General features: G+C 74.0%; 17 protein-coding genes. 7 read left to right on the plus strand and 10 right to left on the minus strand.

Going from position 1 to position 18,471, the window contains the following annotated elements; translation table 11 throughout:
- The first annotated feature begins 11 nt into the window (after positions 1-11).
- Positions 12-806 carry an SDR family oxidoreductase gene (locus ACIBIW_RS20095; protein ID WP_399337936.1) on the plus strand — a complete coding sequence of 265 codons (795 nt, stop codon included), beginning with the start codon at positions 12-14 and terminating at the stop codon, positions 804-806.
- A gap of 42 nt (positions 807-848) precedes the next feature.
- On the opposite strand, the gene ACIBIW_RS20100 is transcribed toward ACIBIW_RS20095, so the two are convergent.
- The gene (locus ACIBIW_RS20100; RefSeq protein WP_399337938.1) at positions 849-1,346 is read right to left on the minus strand and encodes a hypothetical protein; all 498 of its coding nucleotides are present in this window, start codon (positions 1,344-1,346) and stop codon (positions 849-851) included.
- Positions 1,347-1,666: 320 nt separating this feature from the next.
- Positions 1,667-2,446, minus strand: coding sequence for an aminotransferase class IV family protein (locus ACIBIW_RS20105; RefSeq protein WP_399337940.1), 780 nt, complete (start codon positions 2,444-2,446; stop codon positions 1,667-1,669).
- 562 nt (positions 2,447-3,008) lie between these two features.
- On the opposite strand from ACIBIW_RS20105, the gene ACIBIW_RS20110 reads away from it, so the two are divergent.
- Entirely contained in the window at positions 3,009-4,433 is a 1,425-nt protein-coding gene (locus ACIBIW_RS20110; protein ID WP_399337942.1) for a M1 family metallopeptidase, read from the plus strand.
- Positions 4,434-4,867: 434 nt separating this feature from the next.
- Here the strand turns inward: ACIBIW_RS20110 and ACIBIW_RS20115 are convergent, their stop codons facing one another.
- Positions 4,868-5,443: a TerD family protein gene (locus ACIBIW_RS20115; protein WP_399337944.1), complete on the minus strand. Its 576-nt coding sequence runs from the start codon at positions 5,441-5,443 to the stop codon at positions 4,868-4,870.
- 286 nt (positions 5,444-5,729) lie between these two features.
- Between ACIBIW_RS20115 and arfB the strand changes: the two genes are divergently transcribed.
- Complete coding sequence (arfB, locus tag ACIBIW_RS20120; RefSeq protein WP_399337946.1) at positions 5,730-6,158, plus strand: alternative ribosome rescue aminoacyl-tRNA hydrolase ArfB; 429 nt, start codon at positions 5,730-5,732, stop codon at positions 6,156-6,158.
- A 189-nt stretch (positions 6,159-6,347) separates the two neighbouring features.
- Here the strand turns inward: arfB and ACIBIW_RS20125 are convergent, their stop codons facing one another.
- Complete coding sequence (locus ACIBIW_RS20125; protein WP_399338387.1) at positions 6,348-6,899, minus strand: flavin reductase family protein; 552 nt, start codon at positions 6,897-6,899, stop codon at positions 6,348-6,350.
- Positions 6,900-8,017: 1,118 nt separating this feature from the next.
- On the opposite strand from ACIBIW_RS20125, the gene cdgB reads away from it, so the two are divergent.
- Entirely contained in the window at positions 8,018-9,682 is a 1,665-nt protein-coding gene (gene cdgB / locus ACIBIW_RS20130) for a diguanylate cyclase CdgB (RefSeq protein WP_399337948.1), read from the plus strand.
- Positions 9,683-9,819: 137 nt separating this feature from the next.
- Positions 9,820-10,860: a carbohydrate-binding protein gene (locus ACIBIW_RS20135; RefSeq protein ID WP_399337950.1), complete on the plus strand. Its 1,041-nt coding sequence runs from the start codon at positions 9,820-9,822 to the stop codon at positions 10,858-10,860.
- A gap of 32 nt (positions 10,861-10,892) precedes the next feature.
- On the opposite strand, the gene ACIBIW_RS20140 is transcribed toward ACIBIW_RS20135, so the two are convergent.
- From ACIBIW_RS20140 to ACIBIW_RS20165, 6 genes are all read right to left on the minus strand, one after another.
- On the minus strand, positions 10,893-11,828 hold the full coding sequence (locus tag ACIBIW_RS20140; protein WP_399337952.1) for a 1-phosphofructokinase family hexose kinase: 936 nt from the start codon (positions 11,826-11,828) through the stop codon (positions 10,893-10,895).
- A gap of 81 nt (positions 11,829-11,909) precedes the next feature.
- Positions 11,910-13,070, minus strand: coding sequence for an N-acetylglucosamine-6-phosphate deacetylase (gene nagA, locus ACIBIW_RS20145; RefSeq protein WP_399337954.1), 1,161 nt, complete (start codon positions 13,068-13,070; stop codon positions 11,910-11,912).
- Positions 13,070-14,095, minus strand: coding sequence for an ROK family protein (locus ACIBIW_RS20150; RefSeq protein WP_399337956.1), 1,026 nt, complete (start codon positions 14,093-14,095; stop codon positions 13,070-13,072). The genes nagA and ACIBIW_RS20150 overlap by 1 nt, the downstream gene beginning before the upstream one ends.
- 237 nt (positions 14,096-14,332) lie before the next feature.
- Complete coding sequence (gene otsB, locus ACIBIW_RS20155; protein ID WP_399337958.1) at positions 14,333-15,193, minus strand: trehalose-phosphatase; 861 nt, start codon at positions 15,191-15,193, stop codon at positions 14,333-14,335.
- Complete coding sequence (locus tag ACIBIW_RS20160; RefSeq protein ID WP_399337960.1) at positions 15,190-15,579, minus strand: DUF3263 domain-containing protein; 390 nt, start codon at positions 15,577-15,579, stop codon at positions 15,190-15,192. Before ACIBIW_RS20160 ends, otsB begins: the two co-directional genes overlap by 4 nt.
- Positions 15,569-17,026, minus strand: coding sequence for a trehalose-6-phosphate synthase (locus tag ACIBIW_RS20165; protein ID WP_399337962.1), 1,458 nt, complete (start codon positions 17,024-17,026; stop codon positions 15,569-15,571). The genes ACIBIW_RS20160 and ACIBIW_RS20165 overlap by 11 nt, the downstream gene beginning before the upstream one ends.
- Positions 17,027-17,175: 149 nt before the next feature.
- Here ACIBIW_RS20165 and ACIBIW_RS20170 point away from each other — a divergent pair, with 149 nt between their 5' ends.
- Both ACIBIW_RS20170 and ACIBIW_RS20175 read left to right on the plus strand, forming a co-directional pair.
- A complete protein-coding gene (locus ACIBIW_RS20170; RefSeq protein ID WP_399337964.1) occupies positions 17,176-17,976 on the plus strand; it encodes a TetR/AcrR family transcriptional regulator in 801 nt (266 codons plus the stop codon).
- 35 nt (positions 17,977-18,011) lie between these two features.
- Positions 18,012-18,422 carry a hypothetical protein gene (locus ACIBIW_RS20175; RefSeq protein WP_399337966.1) on the plus strand — a complete coding sequence of 137 codons (411 nt, stop codon included), beginning with the start codon at positions 18,012-18,014 and terminating at the stop codon, positions 18,420-18,422.
- Positions 18,423-18,471 lie beyond the last annotated feature (49 nt).

Raw genomic sequence — 18,471 nt, forward strand, 5'->3', positions numbered from 1 at the left:
GAGGTCGGGTTATGGCATCACGGGGGCTCGCGGGCAAGAGCGCGCTGGTCACGGGCGGCAGCCGGGGCATCGGGCGGGCCATCGCGGAGCGGCTGGCGGAGGACGGGGCGGTGGTCGCTCTCACCTACGCCCGCGAGGAGGCCGCGGCGAGCGAGGTCGTCGAGGGGATACGGAAACGCGGCGGCAGCGCCTTCGCCTTCGCGGCGCCGCTGGGCGACCGCGGGGACGCGGGCAGGCTCTGGGCGGCGTTCGACGAGGCCGCCCGCGCCCACGCGCGGGAGTATCCGGAGCACACGGCGGACCCGGCGGTGGACATCATCGTGAACAACGCCGGGATCGGCAGGAGCGCGGCGCTGCCCGACCTGACGGAGGAGGGTTTCGACGAGGTCTTCGCGGTGAACGTACGGGCCCCGTTCTTCATCGTGCAGCACGCCCTCGACCGGCTCCGCGACGGCGGCCGGATCATCAACGTCTCAAGCGGCGTGACCCGCGTCGCCCTCCCCGAGATCATCGCCTACGGCGCCACCAAGGGCGCCCTCGACACCTTCACCCACACCCTCGCCAAGGACCTGGGCTCCCGGGGCATCACGGTCAACGCGGTCGCGCCGGGCATCATCGACACCGACGTCAACGCCGACTGGCTGCGCGGCGACGCGGAGCGGGCGGAGTGGGCGGCGAGCATCTCCGCGCTCGGCAGGGTGGGGCAGCCCGAGGACGTTGCGGCGATCGTGGCGTTCCTCGCCTCGGACGACGCCCGCTGGGTCACGGGACGGGTGCTGGACGCGACGGGAGGTTCCGGACTGTAGGCGGCGGTGGCACCGGGCCGGTTGCGAGGAGCGGGCCGGGGCTCAGTGACGCGGGTACTTGGCCTGGAGCGACCAGATCGCCGGGTTCTCGGCCAGATCCTCATGCATGTCGATCAGATCGGACAGCAGGTCATGCAGAAACGCCCTGGCCTCGATACGGAGTTCCGCGAAAGGGAACGACAGCGGACGCTCGTCGGCCGGTGACCAGTCGGCGCTGATGTCCACGAAGCCGAAGGTACGCACCAGCCTGAGCCGGTCCGTGGACTCGGTGAAGTCCAGCTCCACCCGGTAGGGCCCGGGGGCGCGGCTGCCCAGCGGGTCGCGGTCGAGCTGCTCCGTCACATCGCACAGCGCCCAGGCGAAGTCCAGCACGGGAACCCATCCCCAGGCTGTGGACAACTCCCGGCCGGAGTCGGTGTCCGCGAGATGGACATCACCGCAGAACAGCTCCCTGCGCAGCGACTTGACGTCCGCCGCGCGATAGTCCGTCGCGGGGGAGTCGGGGAAGCGGAGGGAGAGGGAGTACCCGATATCCAGCACGTGCCGATGGTGCCACGCCCCGCCGCCACCCCGTGCGGGCGGTCATCCCTCAGGGGCAGACGCCGAGTGCTCGTACGAGGCCGGAGACGGGGCGGGCGGTACGGGGGAGGCGTACGGGGGTGGAGGGGCGCCGTGCGGGGGTGCCGTACGGCAGGCGGAGGGGCGTGGGGCGAGGGGGGTGTGGGTGGGAGGTGCGGGGCGGGGTGGCTGCCAGCCCGGGGGCGGCCGCTCAGCCCACAGGTTGCGGCCCGGGGTGCGGCCCGGGTCGTGGCCTACGTGGTCGGCGGCGGGGGCGTACGTGGTCGGAGGGGGCGCGGTGGTCAGAGAGGGTCGCCGGGGAGTGCCGCGTAGGTCTCGCGCAGTTGCCGCAGCGCCCCGGTGCCGTTCTCGTACGCGACCGCGTCGATCCCGCTGATCTCCCGCACCCCGATCGCGGTGTTCGTCGCGAACGCCGTACGCATCCCCGGCAGCACGCCGAGCCCGACCGGGATGACGGAGTGCTCGTGCTCCTCCCGCAGGAGGGCCATGGTCACCCCGGGCAGCACCGGCGCGTCCGGCCACAGCACCCGGCCGTCGGCGTCGACGAACCCGATGTTCCAGGTGGGGCCCTCGGAGACGAATCCGGCACCGTCCACGAACAGCGCGTCGTCGAAGCCGGCCAGTTGGGCGGCTCTGCGCTGGTGCAGCGGCCCGAAGAGGCCGGTGTGCTTCACCTCTGGCGTCTCGCGCAGGTAGCGCGCGGTCCGCACCCGCAGCGGGGGCAGTGGGCCGGTGGCGGCGGGGCGGTCGGTGACGAGGATATGAGGGTCCCGCGCGGCGGCCGGACGCCCCAGGTCGAACCCGGGATCGAGCACCGTCACCCGCACGACCAGCGCCCCGTCCCGCCCTCCCACCGCCTGCCGCACCTGCGCCCGTACCCGCTCCGGGTCCAACTCGGCGCCGAACACGGTGCGGCAGTCCCGCCCCAGCCGCTCCAGATGACGGTCGAGGCCCGGGACGCGGCGGTCCGTCACACGCATCGTGGTGAAGTGCCCGTAGTTGGTGAGCGCGAGCGTCTGAAGCGCGGCGGGGTCCACCGGGCGTCCGTCGAGCAGGGGCATGCGGTTACCTCCGGGTGCGCGGTGCGGGGGCCATGCTGGCAAGCATGATGGCGGTTCGGCGGGTCTGACGGGCTGCGGTGGGGCGTGCCCCCATGTGGGCGTGGGCGGGTGCCGTGGGGAGCGCGAGCGTCCCCCCACCGCTGGGGCGCGCGTCCGAACGTCCACGCCCCGCGCATCCAAGCGCCGCCCGCACGGCGTACCGCGCACGGCCCTCAGGCGACGGAACGCTCGCGCCGCTTACCCGACAGAGGGGCATAACGGGACATAAGATCACCGCGTGCTGGGAAGAAGCGACGCGGTGAGCGGCAGCGGTCGGCGGGGCGCCGGCCCCTCTCGCCCTGTCATCACCCGGACCTCTGCCACTGCTCGGGCTCTTGCCACCGCCCGTACCTTCGCCGCCGACCGGGCGCTTGCCGTCACTCGGGGTCTGACCCCGCCCCCAACCCCGCCTCCGCCCCGGGGCGAGCCCGTCCCCCGGGGTCCGGTCCCCGGGGGAGTCGCGCCCCCCGCCAGCGATGCGCCCCGCACCCCCCGCCGTGCCGCAGGGCGCCGCGCTTGTCTTGTGCTCGCCGCGCTGCTGGTTCTGACCGCCGCCTGTGGAAGCGTCCGTGACCCCGCCGGGCCCGCGGGGAGCCGGGGGCTCGGCGACCCGTACTTCCCGCTGCTCGGCAACGGCGGCTACGACGTCACGCACTACGACCTCGACCTCTCCTACGACCCCGCCACCGACCGCCTCGACGGCACCGCCCGCATCACGGCGCGCGCGACCCAGGACCTCGCCGCCTTCGACCTCGACCTGCTCGGGCTCGACGTGCGGCGGGTCGGCATCGGCGGCAAGGACGCCCGTGTCCACCGCGACGGCCAGGAGCTGACCGTCCGTCCTGCGCGGGAGCTGCGCGAGGGCCGCACCTTCCGCACCACCGTCGTCTACGGCGGCGTGCCACGGCGCGTCGTCGACCCCGACCGTTCCGAGGAGGGCTGGCTGCGCACCGCAGACGGCGCGCTCGCGCTCGGCCAGCCGCAGGGCTCCATGACCTGGTTCCCCGGCAACCACCACCCGCGTGACAAGGCCACGTACGACATCGCGGTCACCGTGCCGCGCGGGATCACGGTGCTGTCCAACGGCGAGCCGGGCCCCCGCCGCGTCCACCCCGACCGGAGCACCACTTTCGTCTGGCGCTGCGCCCAGCCGATGGCCAGTTACCTCGCCACGGTCGCCATCGGCAAGTGGCGGGTGCAGGGGCTGGACGACCGGGGGCGGCGGCTGCCGGGCCCGCGCGGGGAGGCGATCACCGCCGTGGACCCCCGTCAGCCCGACAGCGCGGCGCGCGTGCTCGACCGCATCCCCGCGATCATGGCCTGGGAGCGGCGGTACTTCGGCCCGTACCCCTTCTCCTCCACGGGCGCGATCGTGGACAGGCCCCAGGACGTCGGATACGCGCTGGAGACACAGAACCGTCCGACCTTCGGCGGCCCGCCGGACGTGGAGACGCTGGTGCACGAGTTGGCGCACCAGTGGTACGGCGACTCGGTGACCCCGAAGTCCTGGCGGGACATGTGGCTCAACGAGGGCTTCGCCACCTACGCGGAGTGGCTGTGGCAGGAGGACCACGGCGGGCGCAGCGCCCAGCGCTCCTTCGACGCGCTCTACCACGACCGCTACTTCGACACCCCGGCGGCGAACAAGGCGGTCTGGTCGGCGCCCCCGGCCCGCCCCGCCGACGCCGCGCACATCTCGGACAGCCCGGTGTACCAGCGGGGCGCCGCGGTGCTGCACAAGGTGCGGCAGGCGCTGGGGGACCGCGCGTTCCGGGGGCTGCTGCGCGGCTGGGCGGCGGAGCGGCGGCACGGTGTGGCGGACACACGGGACTTCACGTCGTATGCCGAGTCCTACGCCGGGAAAGAGGCGGGCCACCGGGCCCGCGCCCGGCTGGCGGGCGTGTGGCGGGACTGGCTCTACGGGGAGGGCAAGCCCCGGAAGGAGTGACCGCGGTCCGTTCGGAGAGCAGCGGCCGGGACCTCAAATTCCGTATGGCGGAACGCATCCGGCCTCAAAGGCGCACGGCCGGGATTTCGCGCCGGGGCGTGAGGGTGCGCCGGGGGCGCGCGACGAAGCAAGCGCGCCCCGTACGGAGCGCGTGACCGCATGGAGCGACGCGCTCCACGGGGCGGCCCGTTGTACGGAGCGACCGCGGTACGGAGGGAGCACCGCTCGGAGGAAGCGCTGCACGGAGCGCCGACACCGCTCGGAACGCCCGCCATGCGCAGGGGGAACGCCCCCGGAGGGTGAATCGCCCACGATGCGTGGATCACCCGCGGTGATCCACGCGAAGCGCCTGCCCGCCCCGCGTCGCGCGGGCGTCACCGGTGTTGGCCGGTGACGCCCGTCGCGTCGCTGTGGTGTCAGGCGCCGGGGGTGCCTCAGATGTTGACCCCGAAGTCCTGGGCGATACCGGCGAGACCGGAGGCGTAGCCCTGGCCCACGGCGCGGAACTTCCACTCGGCGCCGTTGCGGTACAGCTCGCCGAAGACCATCGCGGTCTCCGTCGCCGCGTCCTCGCTCAGGTCGTAGCGCGCGATCTCGTCGCCGCCCGCCTGGTTCACGATGCGGATGTACGCGTTCCGGACCTGGCCGAAGTTCTGGGTGCGGGTCTCGGCGTCGTAGATCGAGACCGGGAATACGATCTTGTCGACGTCGGCCGGGAGGTTGGCCAGGTTGACGTTGATGGCCTCGTCGTCGCCCTGGCCCTCGCCGGTCCTGTTGTCTCCGGTGTGGACGATGGTCTGGTCGGGGGTCTGCTTGTTGTTGAAGAAGACGAAGTGACCCTCCGAGTAGACCTTGCCCTCCGCGTTGACCGCGATGGCGGAGGCGTCGAGGTCGAAGTCCGTGCCGGTGGTGGTGCGGACGTCCCAGCCGAGGCCGACGGTGACGGCGGTCAGGCCCGGTGCCTCCTTGGTGAGCGAGACGTTGCCGCCCTTGGACAGGCTTACAGCCATAACGGGATGTCCTTTCCTCGTGATCTCCTGCGGGCTCCGTGCTGAGGACGAAGCTACCGTCACCCGTAGGAACGCGATCCGGGGACCGTGGGGTTCCAGCTCCCTTTACTTTCTTTACCGACCTTTTCTCCTAGGGAACATGCCTTCGAGAAGTGACGGAGTGCCGTTCACAGGACGCACGCCGTACGCACCGCAGGCGCCGGGAACACCCTCCGGCGGTGCGGAGGTGTTGGCCGCCGCCGGAAAAGAAGGTGACGCGGAGTGAGAGTGGGGGGACCATGGAGGCATGCCAGGGCCCTATCGCATCCGTGGCTCCGTCTTCCTTCCCGAGGCGGAGCTACAGTGGCGTTTCTCCAGGTCGTCGGGGCCTGGCGGGCAGCATGTGAACACCACGGACTCCCAGGTCGAGTTGCGCTTCGACCTGGTCGGCACCCGGGCGCTGCCCCCGGTCTGGAAGGAGCGCGCCCTCACCCGCCTCGCCGGCCGCCTCGTCGACGGGGCGCTGGTGGTACGGGCCTCGGAGCACCGCTCCCAGTGGCGCAACCGCGAGGCGGCCGCCGTACGGATGGCCGCGCTCCTCGCCGACTCCACCGCACCGCCGCCCCGCAGCCGCAAGCCGACCCGAATACCCCGGGGGCTGAACGAGCACCGGCTGCGCGAGAAGAAGAAGCGCTCGGAGACGAAGCGGGGCCGCTCGCCGCGGGGTTGGGAGTAGACCGCACCGCCCCGCGTTTCGGGCGACCGACCGCCGTCGCCACCCGCGACCGGGTGCCCAGACCACAGCCCGCGCCAGCCGCCCCACTCGGCCCCACGCTTCAATCCCACGCCTCGCCCTCGCGCCGGACTCCATGCCTCGGCCCCGCGCCAGCCCCCAACGCCTCAGCCCCGCGGCAAACCCCGCACCTCACCCCCGCGGCAGCGCGTGATACTTCGAGCGGAAATAGAGGAGCGGCCCCTCCTGTGGGGACGGCAGGCCCGTCGTGAGGACGCGGCCGATCAGCAGGGTGTGGTCGCCCGCCGGCACCCTCGCCTCCGTGCGGCACTCCAGGGTCGCCAGCGCGCCCTGCACCAGCAGCGTGCCGGACACCTCGCCGCGTACGCACGGCACGTCCTGGAAGAGCAGCCGGTCGCTGAGCCTGCCCTTCATCGCGAACCTGCCCGCGATGTGCCGCTGGGCCTCGGTCAGCATCGACACCGCCCACAACGGCTGCTCCTCAAGCAGCTCGTCCATCCGGGACCCCGTCCGCAACCCCACGGCCACCAGCGGCGGATCGAGCGACACCGACACGAACGACGTCGCCGTCATGCCCGCGTCCTCCCCGCCGGGACCCTCCGGGTCGAGCGCGGCCTCGTGCGCGGTGACCAGGACCACCCCGGCGGCCAGTCGGGACAGCGCCGCCCTGAACTCCTCGTTGCTCACCCCCACAGCATGCCCGCCCCCGGCCGCCGAGGTCACAGGGGCCGCCGGGGCCGCCGGGGCAACCGGGGGCGCTGAGGGTGCGACGGCGGTGGTGGCCGGTGGGTTCGCGGACGGTTCGGGAGGTTTCAGCACCAGGTCAACGTAACGACGTAACGTTGCGGTGCGCATCGGACCAATGGCCGAGACCAGCCCTGGTTCGTTGGTCGGAGACCGTACGATCTGTGTTCAGAAAGCGGAGCGCTCCAGCGGTGACAACGTCGTCAACCCTTCAGAACATGATGTGACTTGGGCCACACGGGCGATAATTTGTTGACCCTGTGTACCGGGTGAACAGCTCGCTGTGATTCAGTGACGGAGGCACTGCGAGAGCTACCGACGACCATGATGTGCTCGGCGGCCCGGGTCGCCGAGCGCGCAGCGCGCCCGAAACGGCCGGGTGCGCCGGGGCCGACGGGCATGATGGGGCCCTGCCCCGTCCGCCGCACCGGACGGCACCCCGCACCCGGGGACGCGCCCGGAGGGCCGCGCCGCCGCCGCCACGACCGGGCGGCGCGCAGGGCGAACGCGCGAACCGGGACGGGCGCGACCGGCACGACGAACGACGAGCGGAACCGGCACAGCGGGCACGACCAAGAGCACAACGAGCGGGACAAGTCCAAACGGAACGACTGGAACAGGCCAATTGCGGTGAGCGGCGCCGCGGCGGGTCGCCACCGCTCCACGCGGCCGACCCGGCACGACCCGTGGGGGTCGTGGGTCCTGTGGGGGGCGCAACTGTGACAAGAACGGGCGAGTACGACAGCAAGAACAGAGAAGGCGGACCGGTACGAAGGGAAACCTTGGCACCATGAAGAGCGGCGGTGCGCGCACCCGTCGGCGGGACAGACCCCGCCCGCACCGCGCGCCACACCAGCACCACCGCAGCACGCGGGCGGTACCCGTACCGCCCGGTTGAACAGCAGTACCGAGCAGGCGAGCAGGACAGCGCCGCGCACCACCGCGCCACGGCGAACCAGCAGTGACGCGCGGACCGCAAGGCCACCAGGACCCGGCGCACCACCGGAACCGGGCACCCGGCAGCGGGCGGCACCCAGAACGACAGGCGGCACCGCCGCGGCCACCGAGCAGCGGCCAAGAACGCGGGGAGGGCGAGCATGGAGTCGGATACGGAGCCGTATGTCCGCCTTGCCACCCTCCGGCAGCTCCACCAGGTCATGGCCGACATGAACACCGCCCGCAGCCTCGCCGACACCCTCCAGAACGTCGCCGACGGCATCGTCAACGGGCTCGGCTACGAGCTGGCCGCCGTCAACCTGGTACGCCCCGACGGCGACCTCGTCGTCGCCGCGCTCGCCGGTGACCCGGCCGCCGAGGCCCTCATCACCGGCCGCGTCGGCTCCCGCGCCTCCTGGGAGCGCCGTCTCAACATGGGCGAGGCGTGGGGCGACCTCCGCTTCATCCCCCACGACGAGGGCTGGATACTCGACGAGGACGACGTGCCCCAGTGGCACACCGAGGGCCCCGAGCCACGCTTCGAGGGCGAATGGCACCCCGCCGACCGGCTCTTCGCCCCGCTCTACGCGCCGGGCGCCTCCGGTGGCGAACTCCTCGGCGTGATATCGGTCGACCGCCCCACCAACGGCCGCAAGCCGGGCGCCTGGGGCCGCGAGGCCCTCCAGATGTACGCCTTCCAGGCCGCCATCGCCATCGCCAACGCCCGGCTGCGCGCGAACATGCAGCGTGCGCTCGTCCGGCTCGAACGCGAACAGCAGGCGCTGCGGGCGAGCGAGGAGTCGTTCCGCCAGGCTTTCGAGTACGCGCCCTCCGGCATGGCCATCGCCGAGATGGGCGGCGACCAGCACGGCCGCATCCTGCGCGCCAACGACGCGCTGTGCCGCCTGCTCGGCCGCCCCGCCTCCGCCATGCGCCGCTACAGCTTCTCCGACCTCGTCCACCCCGAGGACATCGGCACCCTGCTGCGCACCTCGGCCGAGGGTGGGCGCGCCGAGCTGAGGCTGGCCCGCCGCGACGGCACCTACATGTGGGTCTCGCTGCGCAACTCCGTCGTCGCCGACGCCGCCGACGGACCGCGCTTCCTGCTCACCCACGTCGAGGACATCGAGGAGCGCAAGCGCCGCGAGCTGCAACTCGCCCACCGCGCCTCCCACGACTCCCTCACAGGACTGCCCAACTCCGCCGAGCTGCGCGCCCGGCTCGGCGCCCGCCTCTGCCGCCGCCCGCAGGCCCTGCCGCTCGGCGACATGGACTCCCTGGACGCCGCCTACAGCGGCCCCCTCACCGAACTCGCCTACGGGCCCGGCGGCGACGGGTACGACGGCGGCCTCGGCGGCCTCGCCGACGACGGGTTCGGCCACCACGTCCACACCGTCGCCCCCGGCGACGACCAGCACGACGACGGCACCAAGGGCCTCGCCGTGCTCTTCTGCGACCTCGACGGCTTCAAGTCGATCAACGACAGGTTCGGCCACCACACCGGCGACGCCGTGCTCATCGAGGTCGCCCGCAGGCTCACCAGCGGCGTACGCGACGGCGACACCGTCGCGCGGCTCGGCGGCGACGAGTTCGTGGTGCTCGCCGACGGCCTCGGGCGCGCCGACGCGGAGGACCTGGCCGTCCGGCTGCGCAACGCGATCATTCCGCCCATCAGGGTCGACGGGCGTGCCGTGCGGGTCGGCGCGAGCTTCGGCATCGGATGGGCACACTGCGGCATGTCGGCGGAGGAAGTCCTCCAGTCGGCCGACCAACGGATGTACATCGAGAAACGATCGCGTGCGAAACAACACAGACGCGCCGGGTGAACGCAGGTCAGCTCGCTCCCCGTGGCCGCGCCCGCCGCAGGGCCCCTTCGGGCCCATGCGGAACCGGTAGGCTCGCGGGGTCGGCGGACCCGAGACGCAGGACCGTGTGATCGTAACTGCCAAGGAGTGACCCAGGGATGACGGCCGGTAACAGCGGCGCGAGCACGCCCGAGGACGACGACCCGTTCGGCTATCTCTACGCCGACGGGCAGGCGTCCGGGGCCACCCCGCCCGGTGGGGGCGGCGGTTACGGCTACCCAGGGCCCAGGTCCTCGTACCACCAGGTCCGCCCCGTCGGTGAGCGGCAGTACGGCAACCAGACCCAGGGCGGCGGCTACGGCTACCCGCCCGCGCAGGGGCGGCAGGCCACGCAGGGCGGTTACGGCTATCCGCCGCCCGCGGCCCAGCAGCCCACCGCGGCCTACGGCCAGGCCGCGCCCCCCGGCGCCGCCGGGTACCACCAGCCGAGCCCGCACTACCGCGCCCCCGAGACCGTGCCCGGCGCGCCCGTGCCGCCCTCGCCGCAGCCTGCGGGGCCCGGCGGCCGGGGCCGCGGGCCCAACCACCGTGGCCTGTTGATCGGCGCCATCGCCGTTGTCGCGGCCGTGGTCATCGGCATCGGCATCGCCGTCCTCGCGGGCGGCGACGACGGGGACGACACCGCGAAGGACGGCGGCGGCGCCACCCCGGCCGACAGCGTCACACCGACCCAGACCGAGAGCGTCCCGCCCGGGGACAGCGACACCCAGGACCTCCCGAAGGCCGACGCGCAGGGCCTCAAGCTGGCCGGCGGCGCCGCGCCCGCGAGCGACGTCAAGGGAGCGAAGGCGTCCGGCGGCACCTATGTCGGCGGGCTCAACAAGCCCGGCGCCTCGGTCACCTGGACGGTCGACGGCATCGCCAAGAGCGGCAAGTACACGCTCCAGATCGGCTACGGGGTCCCCGGCAAGGACGCCGACGCCACCCTGTCGATCAACGGCAAGCCCCAGACCACCCCGCTCAACCTGAAGAACTGGGCGAACGCGAAAGAGGGCGACTGGGAGAAGGGCTGGACCAGGTCCTACGCCTATATCGAGCTGAACAAGGGCACCAACAACATCAAGATCTCCTGCGAGCAGGGCAACCACTGCGACGCCAACCTCGACCAGCTCTGGCTTGAGGAGGGCTGGAAGGAGTAGCCCCGCTCCCGCGGCGGCCCCGTCGGCCCCGCTCAGAGCGCCGGGGTCTCCCCGCTCACCCGTACCTCGTCGAGCAGCCGCCCGTACGCCTCCCGGTCGAACTCGCCCGCCACCGGCGCCAGTACCGTCGCCGCGGACAGTGCCACCGCGCGGACCAGGCGTTCGGGCCAGGGCAGGCCCTCGGCCAGGCCCGACAGCAGGGCCGCCACCGCGGAGTCGCCCGCGCCGGTGGCGTTGCCCCGTACCGGCCGCGGCGGCGCCGCGCTCCAGCTCCCCTCCGGGGTCACCGCGAGCAGCCCCCTGGGGCCGAGCGAGGCGACCACCGCGTGCGCGCCCCTGCGCCGTGCCGCCTCGGCGGCGCCCGCCGGGTCCTGGTTCCCGGTCAGCTCGGCCAGCTCCTCCGCGTTCGGCTTCACGATGTCGGGCCGTGCCGCGAGGCCGCGCCGCAGCGGTTCGCCGCTGGTGTCGAGCAGGACCGCGGCGCCCGCCGCCCGCGCCGTGCGCACCAGGCGCGCATAGGCGCCCACCGGCACTCCCGGCGGCAGGCTGCCGCACAGGGCCACCGCCGAGGCCGAGCGCACCAGTTCCGCGTAGGCGACGGTGAAGTCCGTCCACTCCGCGGGGGTCACCGCGGGCCCCGGCTCGTTGAGCTGCGTCGTCCCGCCGTCGGCCGCGTCCACCACCGCGACCGTGCGCCGGGTGGGGCCCGCGACCCGTACGAGCGCGTCCGCGATACCGCCCGGCTCCCGGCCGAACAGCAGGTCCCGCAGCGAACGCCCCGTGGTGCCGCCCGCGAAGCCCGTCACGGTCACCTCGTGCCCGAGCGCCGCGAGCACCCGCGCCACGTTCAGCCCCTTGCCGCCGGGCCGTTCCGACACCTCCGCCACCCGGTGCGAGGCGCCGGGGCGCAGTTCGGGAACGCGGTAGGTGATGTCGAGCGCGGTGTTGAGGGTGACCGTAAGAATCACCTCGGGCCTCCCCGGGGGCGGTGGACCGGAGCACACGTCTGGTCCTGATCATGCCAAAGCCGGGGCGAGGGGCCCAGCCGGCTACCGCGCCGCGCGGGGCGGCTCGGTCACCCACGTGCCCTTGCGGAGCACGCCGACGAGGGCGAAGTCCGCGTCGAGCACCACCGCGTCCGCGTCCTTGCCCGGCTCAAGCGAGCCCACCCGGTCGTCGAGCCCGAGGAGTTTTGCGGGGTTCGCGGAGATCGCCCGTACGACGTCGCCGATCGGCAGCCGGTCCACCGTCACCGCCCGCCGGAACGCCACGTCGAGGGTGAGCGAGGAGCCCGCGATCGTGCCGTCCCCCGGCAGCCGCGCCACCCCGTCGCGCACCTCCACCTCCAGCGGGCCGAGCCGGTAGACGCCGTCGCCGAACCCGGCCGCGTCCATCGCGTCGGTGATGAACGCCACCCGGCCCGCGCCCGCGTGCCGGAAGGCGAGTTCGAGCGCGGCCGGGTGCAGATGGGTGCCGTCGTTGATCAGCTCGACCGTGACCCGGTCGTCCTCAAGCAGCGCGGCGACCGGGCCGGGCGCCCGGTGGCCGAGCACCGGCATCGCGTTGAACAGGTGGGTGGCCACCGTGGCACCGGCCTCGATCGCCTCCCTCGCCTGCTCGTACGTGGCGTCCGTGTGCCCCACGGCCGCGATCACCCCGCGCTCCGCGAGCAGCCGTACGGACTCGATGCCGCCCGGCAGCTCGGTGGCGAGCGTGACCATGCGGGCCCAGCCGCGCGCCGCGTCGAGGAGCCCCGCGACCTCGGCGGGGTCCGGGTGCCGCAGCAGGTCCTCGGCGTGCGCGCCCTTGCGGCACGGCGAGATGAACGGGCCCTCGAAATGGATGCCCGCGATGTCGCCCTGCTCGGCGAACTCGGCGAGCAGCCCCGCCTGCTTGGCCAGCGCGTCCAGGTCCCCGGTGACGGTGGAGGCCATGAGGGTGGTGGTGCCGTGCCGCCGGTGCATGGCGAGCCCGGCGGCGATGTCGTCGCCCGTCCCGGTGACGAACGAGGCGCCGCCGCCGCCGTGGTTGTGCAGGTCCACGAAGCCGGGGACGAGCCAGTGGCCCGTGAGGTCGTACACCTGCGCCCCGTCGTCGGCGCCCCCGGTGCCGGTCGCGATCCTGGTGCCCTCCACCACGAGACGGCCGTCGGGGACGGTCCCGGTGGGAAGCACCACCCTGGCACCGGCGAGAACCTTGCGAGCGGCCATCAGGCGGTTACCTCCGGGGTGTCGTGGTGTCCTTCGTCGGAGCGCCCGCGCGCGGTACGGGGCGCGGGGGCGGCGGGGCGCGCCGGGTCGGCCGTGGCCTCGCCGTGCGGTGCGAGCAGGTCCCAGGCGAGCAGGCCCGCGCCGATACAGCCCGCGCTGTCGCCGAGCGCCGCCGGGACGAGATCGGGCAGCGGCTGGAAGGTGACGCGGCGTTCGACCGCGGCACGCAGCGGGGTGAACAGGGTGTCGCCCGCCTCCGCGAGGCCGCCGCCGAGGATCAGCACATCGGGGTCGAGCAGGCTGAGCCCCGTGACCAGGCCCGCCGCCAGCGCGTCCACCGTGTCGTCCCATACCGCACGCGCGCGCGGGTCGCCCGCCGCGACGGCGCGCGCGCAGCCCGCGGCGTCCGCGTCCGGGTCCCCGCTCGCCGCCGCCCAGGCGCGGCTGACGGCCGCGGCCGACGCGAGCCGTTCGAGACAGCCCCGCTGGCCGCAGTCGCACAGCGGCCCATCGGGCCGTATGACGATATGGCCGATCTCGCCCGCCGAGCCATGGGCGCCCGGCTCCACCCGGCCCTCGATACCGATGGCGCCCGCGATACCGGTGCCGAGCGCCACGAAGAGGAAGCGGTCGGCGCCCCGCCCCGCGCCCACCCGGCCCTCGGCGAGCCCGCCGGTGCGTACGTCGTGCCCGAGCGCCACCGGGACGCCCGCGAGCCGGGCGCTGAGCAGGTCGCGCAGCGGCAGGTCGCGCCAGCCGAGGTTCGCGGAGTAGACGGCGGTGCCGGTGGCCGCGTTCACCACGCCGGGGACCGCGACGCCCGCCGCGGCGGCCGGTTCGCCGTAGCGCTGCTCGCCGAGGCCGCGCAGCTCCTCGGCGAAGCCGAGGATCGCCGCCACCACGGCGTCCGTGCCGCGCTCGCGCCGGGTCGGCCGCCGCTCCTCGTACAGCAGGGAGCCGTCCGCCCCGGCCAGGGCGGCCTTCATCCCGGTGCCGCCCACGTCCAGGGCGATGACATGTCTCACCCACCCAGTTTGTCGCGCCGAGGGCGAGAGGTCTAGTCCAGTCCGGGTGGTGGTACCGGTTTCCCACATTCCGCCCGTACGGGGGCGGGGGCGCGGGAAGTGGTCAGCGGGCCGTACGGCGCCCGTGCGGGCATGGGCCCAGGGGTCCGTGAAGGCCGCGGGCGGGTACGGCGAGGGCGCGCGCGACGCCCCGGGCCCGGGGCGCACGGGGCGGCCGGTGTCCGGGCGGCGGCCCGTTCAGGCGTCCGCCGCCGCCCCTCCCAGCGCCGCGAGCAGGGCCACGACGCCCGCGGGTCCCGCCACCACCAGGTCGGCGCGGTGCGCCAGCTCCGTGACCTCCGCGCTGCCGCTGCACACCAGCAGGCCGGGCACGCCCTCCTCGCGCAGCGCCTCCACCGCGCCGAACGCCGGGAGGTCCCCCAGGTCGTCGCCCACGTAGAGGACCGACTCCGCGCCCGTCTCGCGCACGAACTCCCGCAGCGCGACGCCCTTGTCCATGCCGGGCGGGCGCAGTTCGAGCACCAGGCGGCCCGGCTCCACGACCAGGCCGTGCCGCGCGGCGAGCGCGCCGAGCGGGCGCCGCAGCGCCTCGAACGCCTCCCCGGGCGCGGCCGCCCGCCGGGTGTGCACCGCCACCGCGCCGCCCTTGTCCTCGACGGCCACGCCTGGCGGGTCCCCGGCCGCGGCGAGCACCGCGGGCAGCTCCGCGCGCACCGCGGCGACGCCCGGATGCGGCGGGGGGCTGCTGAGGGCGCCGGTGGCCGCGTCCCAGCGCTCGGCGCCGTAGTGCCCGAGCACGACCAGCCGGGCGAGCCCGGGCGCGCCCGCGAAGCCGCCGTGCCGCACCGCGACCTCGGCGGGCCTGCCGGTGATCACGGCAACGGCCCGCACCCGGGGCGCGAGCGCGGCGAGCGCGGGCAGCGCGTCCTGATGGGCGCGCGCCTGGTCGGGGTCCGGCACGATCGGCGCGAGCGTGCCGTCGAAGTCGAGGCCGACCACGGCGGCCGAGGGCCGGGCGAGCAGCGCGGCGAGGCCCGCCCGCCCCGCGGCGGTCGTGGGGGTCTGCGCGGGCGGCAGGCCCGCCTCCGGCACGCTCATCCGGCGTCGGGCCCGGCCGGCTCGCGGCGCGCCCTGTGCTCCGCGCGCACCCGTTGCAGCCGGTGCACCGTGACCGGGTCGTGCCGCTCGGCGTACGGGTCGTCGAGGAGCGCGTTCAGCAACTGGTAGTAGCGGACCGGGGTCATGCCGAGGTCCTCCCTGATCGCGCGCTCCTTGGCGCCAGGACCCGGCCACGAGCGCCGCTCGAAGGCGAGCACGGAGCGCTCCCGCTCGGCGAGGCCGGTCCGCGGGCCCGGCCCTGGCGGGGCGCCGTCGGAGCCCGCGGCGTCGCCGGTGCCGGGAGCCGTGCCGGGAGCCGTGTGGGGGGCCCTGGCCGTGTCCTGGGCACCGGCCGCGGCCGTGTCCCGCTCCTCCTCAGCCGCCATGGGAACCCGTCCCCGCGCCCGCCTCCGTGGCGCGCAGCGCGTCGAGCTGGTCGAGGAACCAGCGGGCCGGGGGCAGCGCGGTGGCCGCGGCGGCGAGCCGCTTGGTGCGCTCCGCGCGCTCGTCCTCCGGCAGCGAAAGCGCCTCGTGGAGCGCGTGCGCGGTGGCCGAGACGTCGTAGGGGTTCACCGTGATCGCGTCCTCGCCCATCTCCTCGTACGCGCCCGCCTCCCGGGAGAGCACGAGCGCGCACCCGGCGTCGGAGACCACCGGGACCTCCTTCGCGACCAGGTTCATCCCGTCCCTGATCGGGTTGACCAGGGCGGCGTCGGCGATCCGGTACGCGGCGAGCGAGCGCGCGAAGTCGTCCTTCACATGCAGGGCGACCGGTGTCCATCCTGGCGTGCCGTGGCGGGCGTTGACCCGGTCGGCGACGCGGGCGACCTCGGCGGTGTAGTCGCGGTAGACGGCGAGGTCCTGCCGGGAGGGGTAGGCCAGCGCCACGTGCACCACGCGCTCGCGCCACTCGGGATGCTCGTCGAGCAGCGCCTCGTACGCGAGCAGGCCCCGGACGATGTTCTTGGACAGCTCGGTGCGGTCCACCCGCACCAGCGCGCGGCGGGGGCGCCCGTCGGGCCCCGTGCCGATCTCCTCGCGCAGCGCGGCGATCCGCTCGTCGACGTCGGGCCGCCGGGAGCGCTCCCTGAGGAACTCCGGGTCGGCGCCGAGCCCGTGCACCCCCACCTCGGTGGCGCCAGGGCCGTCCGCGAAGCGCTCGCAGCATGCCGTGAACGCCGCAGCCCAGCGGTGCGTCAGGAAGCCGAGCCGGTCGGCGCCGAGCATGCCGCCGAGCACCTGGCGCGCGATGTCGTCGGGCAGCATCGCGAAGTACTCGGGCGGCGCCCATGGCGTGTGCGAGAAGTGCCCGATGCGCAGGTCGCGGCGGAGTCCGCGGAGCATCCCCGGCACCAGCGTCAGGTGGTAGTCCTGCACCAGCACCGCGGCCCCGTCCGCCGCGTCCTCGGCCAGTGCCTCGGCGAAGGCGCGGTTGTACGCCTCGTACGAGGCCCACTGGCGGCGGAACTCCGCGTCGAAGACCGGTTCCAGCGGGGTCTGGTACAGCAGGTGGTGGACGAACCAGAGCACCGAGTTCGCGATGCCGTTGTAGGCGTCCTTGTGCACGTCTTCCGGGATGCCGAGCATCCGCACCCGCTGGCCGCCCGAGTCCGCCGGGTCGAGCAGGCCGCCGCCGCGCCGCACCGCCTCACGGTCGCCCTCGCCGAGCGCGGCGCACACCCAGAGCGCGTCCGCGTCAGGACCGATCGCAGAGAGGCCCGAGACGAGACCGCCGCCGCCGCGCCTGGCCTGGAGCGATCCCTCCCTGAGCGCGTACGAGACCGGGCCGCGGTTGGACGCGACGAGGACCTGAGCACGCTGCTGTGACGCCATACGGCGAACCCTAGCCACCCCGCCCCGCACTCAAACGCATGCGCGACTACACGGCTTGAACGCACCACGGGGCTCACCCGTTCACGCGTTGACATAGCGACCGCTATCCCAATTGACATAGTGGGCATTATCTGAATAGCATCCATTACATGGATAGTGAACGCGATCGACGGGCCGCCGTGGAGGAGGCCCGCGCCGAGGATGCGGGGAAGCGGCCCCCCAGGCGGCTCACCCGCGCCGAGCAGAAGGCGCGCACCAGAGCCCTGCTGCTGGACGCGACGGCGCGCACCTTCGCCCGCAAGGGCTTCGCCGGCTCGTCGGTGGAGGAGATCGCGGAGTCGGCCGGCTACTCGGTCGGCGCCGTGTACTCGAACTTCGGCAGCAAGGAGGAGATGTTCGTCGAGCTGATCAGGGCGCGGGCCAGTGACCAGCTCGACCGCAGCAACCTGATCATGGGCGCCGTCGACGTCAGCGTCGAGGAGCGGATGCGCACCCTCGGCGGACTGCTGGAGCGCGCCACCGAGGGCGACCGCGAGTTCGCGCTGCTCCAGGTCGAGTTCTGGCTGTACGCGGTGCGCAACCCGCAGACCATGGACACCTTCGCGGAGGCCATGCGGGAGCCGCAGGACCGGCTCGTCAAGTCGATGGAGCAGGGCCTCGCCAGAATCAACCGCCAGGGCGCGGTCGACGCCGAGCGGTTGGCCACGATCGTCCTCGCGCTGTTCCACGGCATGGTGCGGCAGCGGCTGCTCGACCCGGAGACCGTCCCCTTCGACCTGCTCGGGCAGGCGGTGCGCTGGATGTTCGCGGGCGTCGCGGCGACGACGCCCGCTCCCGAGCGGCAGGAAGACCCCGGCGGTCAGGGCGGCCGAGGCGATCAGGAACACCAGGAACACCAGGAACACCAGGGCGACCAGGACGACCAGGAAGGCCAGGGGGAGACGGAATGAATCGCGACGCGAGGTCTACGGAATCGGTGGGGGACATGGGAGCGAACAGGGGACAGGCCGGGGGCGCGGACGTGCTGACCGACCCCAGGGCGGTACGGCGGATATATCTGATCGTCGGCCTGGTCATGGGCGCCCTCTGGGTGTGGCACAAGGGCGAGCCGCTGTGGGAGCACGCGCTGAAGCTGCTGGTGCTGCTGTTCGTCGTGGCGCCGCTCGTGCTCGGCAGGATGCGCCGCAAGCACCCGCCGGTGCCGGGGCAGCTCACGCTGGCGTACCCGCGCCTCGTCGTCGCCAAGCTCGTGCTGCTCGTGGTGACCCTGGCCGCCTCCGCGCTGCTGCGCGACAAGGTGGACAACGCGGACCTGGTGGTCGCGGTCGGCATGGCCGTGGTCATCGCCGTCGGGGGCCCGCTGATCCACCCCCGCCTGCTGGTCAGGGCGGAGTAGGGGGCTCGCGCGCCGGCGCGCCGCAAGGGGCGCGCCGGGCGCCCCCGCC

This window comes from Streptomyces sp. NPDC050560 (assembly GCF_044457285.1).
GTDB lineage: Bacteria > Actinomycetota > Actinomycetes > Streptomycetales > Streptomycetaceae > Streptomyces.

What these genes read in the sequence shown, in the direction of transcription:
- ACIBIW_RS20095 (WP_399337936.1), top strand. Translation starts at nt 12, where the DNA reads ATGGCATCACGGGGGCTCGCGGGCAAGAGCGCGCTGGTCACGGGCGGC.
- ACIBIW_RS20105 (WP_399337940.1), bottom strand. Translation starts at nt 2,446, where the DNA reads ATGCCCCTGCTCGACGGACGCCCGGTGGACCCCGCCGCGCTTCAGACG.
- ACIBIW_RS20115 (WP_399337944.1), bottom strand. Translation starts at nt 5,443, where the DNA reads ATGGCTGTAAGCCTGTCCAAGGGCGGCAACGTCTCGCTCACCAAGGAG.
- arfB (WP_399337946.1), top strand. Translation starts at nt 5,730, where the DNA reads ATGCCAGGGCCCTATCGCATCCGTGGCTCCGTCTTCCTTCCCGAGGCG.
- cdgB (WP_399337948.1), top strand. Translation starts at nt 8,018, where the DNA reads ATGGAGTCGGATACGGAGCCGTATGTCCGCCTTGCCACCCTCCGGCAG.
- ACIBIW_RS20135 (WP_399337950.1), top strand. Translation starts at nt 9,820, where the DNA reads ATGACGGCCGGTAACAGCGGCGCGAGCACGCCCGAGGACGACGACCCG.
- nagA (WP_399337954.1), bottom strand. Translation starts at nt 13,070, where the DNA reads ATGGCCGCTCGCAAGGTTCTCGCCGGTGCCAGGGTGGTGCTTCCCACC.
- otsB (WP_399337958.1), bottom strand. Translation starts at nt 15,193, where the DNA reads ATGAGCGTGCCGGAGGCGGGCCTGCCGCCCGCGCAGACCCCCACGACC.
- ACIBIW_RS20160 (WP_399337960.1), bottom strand. Translation starts at nt 15,579, where the DNA reads ATGGCGGCTGAGGAGGAGCGGGACACGGCCGCGGCCGGTGCCCAGGAC.
- ACIBIW_RS20165 (WP_399337962.1), bottom strand. Translation starts at nt 17,026, where the DNA reads ATGGCGTCACAGCAGCGTGCTCAGGTCCTCGTCGCGTCCAACCGCGGC.
- ACIBIW_RS20170 (WP_399337964.1), top strand. Translation starts at nt 17,176, where the DNA reads ATGGATAGTGAACGCGATCGACGGGCCGCCGTGGAGGAGGCCCGCGCC.
- ACIBIW_RS20175 (WP_399337966.1), top strand. Translation starts at nt 18,012, where the DNA reads ATGGGAGCGAACAGGGGACAGGCCGGGGGCGCGGACGTGCTGACCGAC.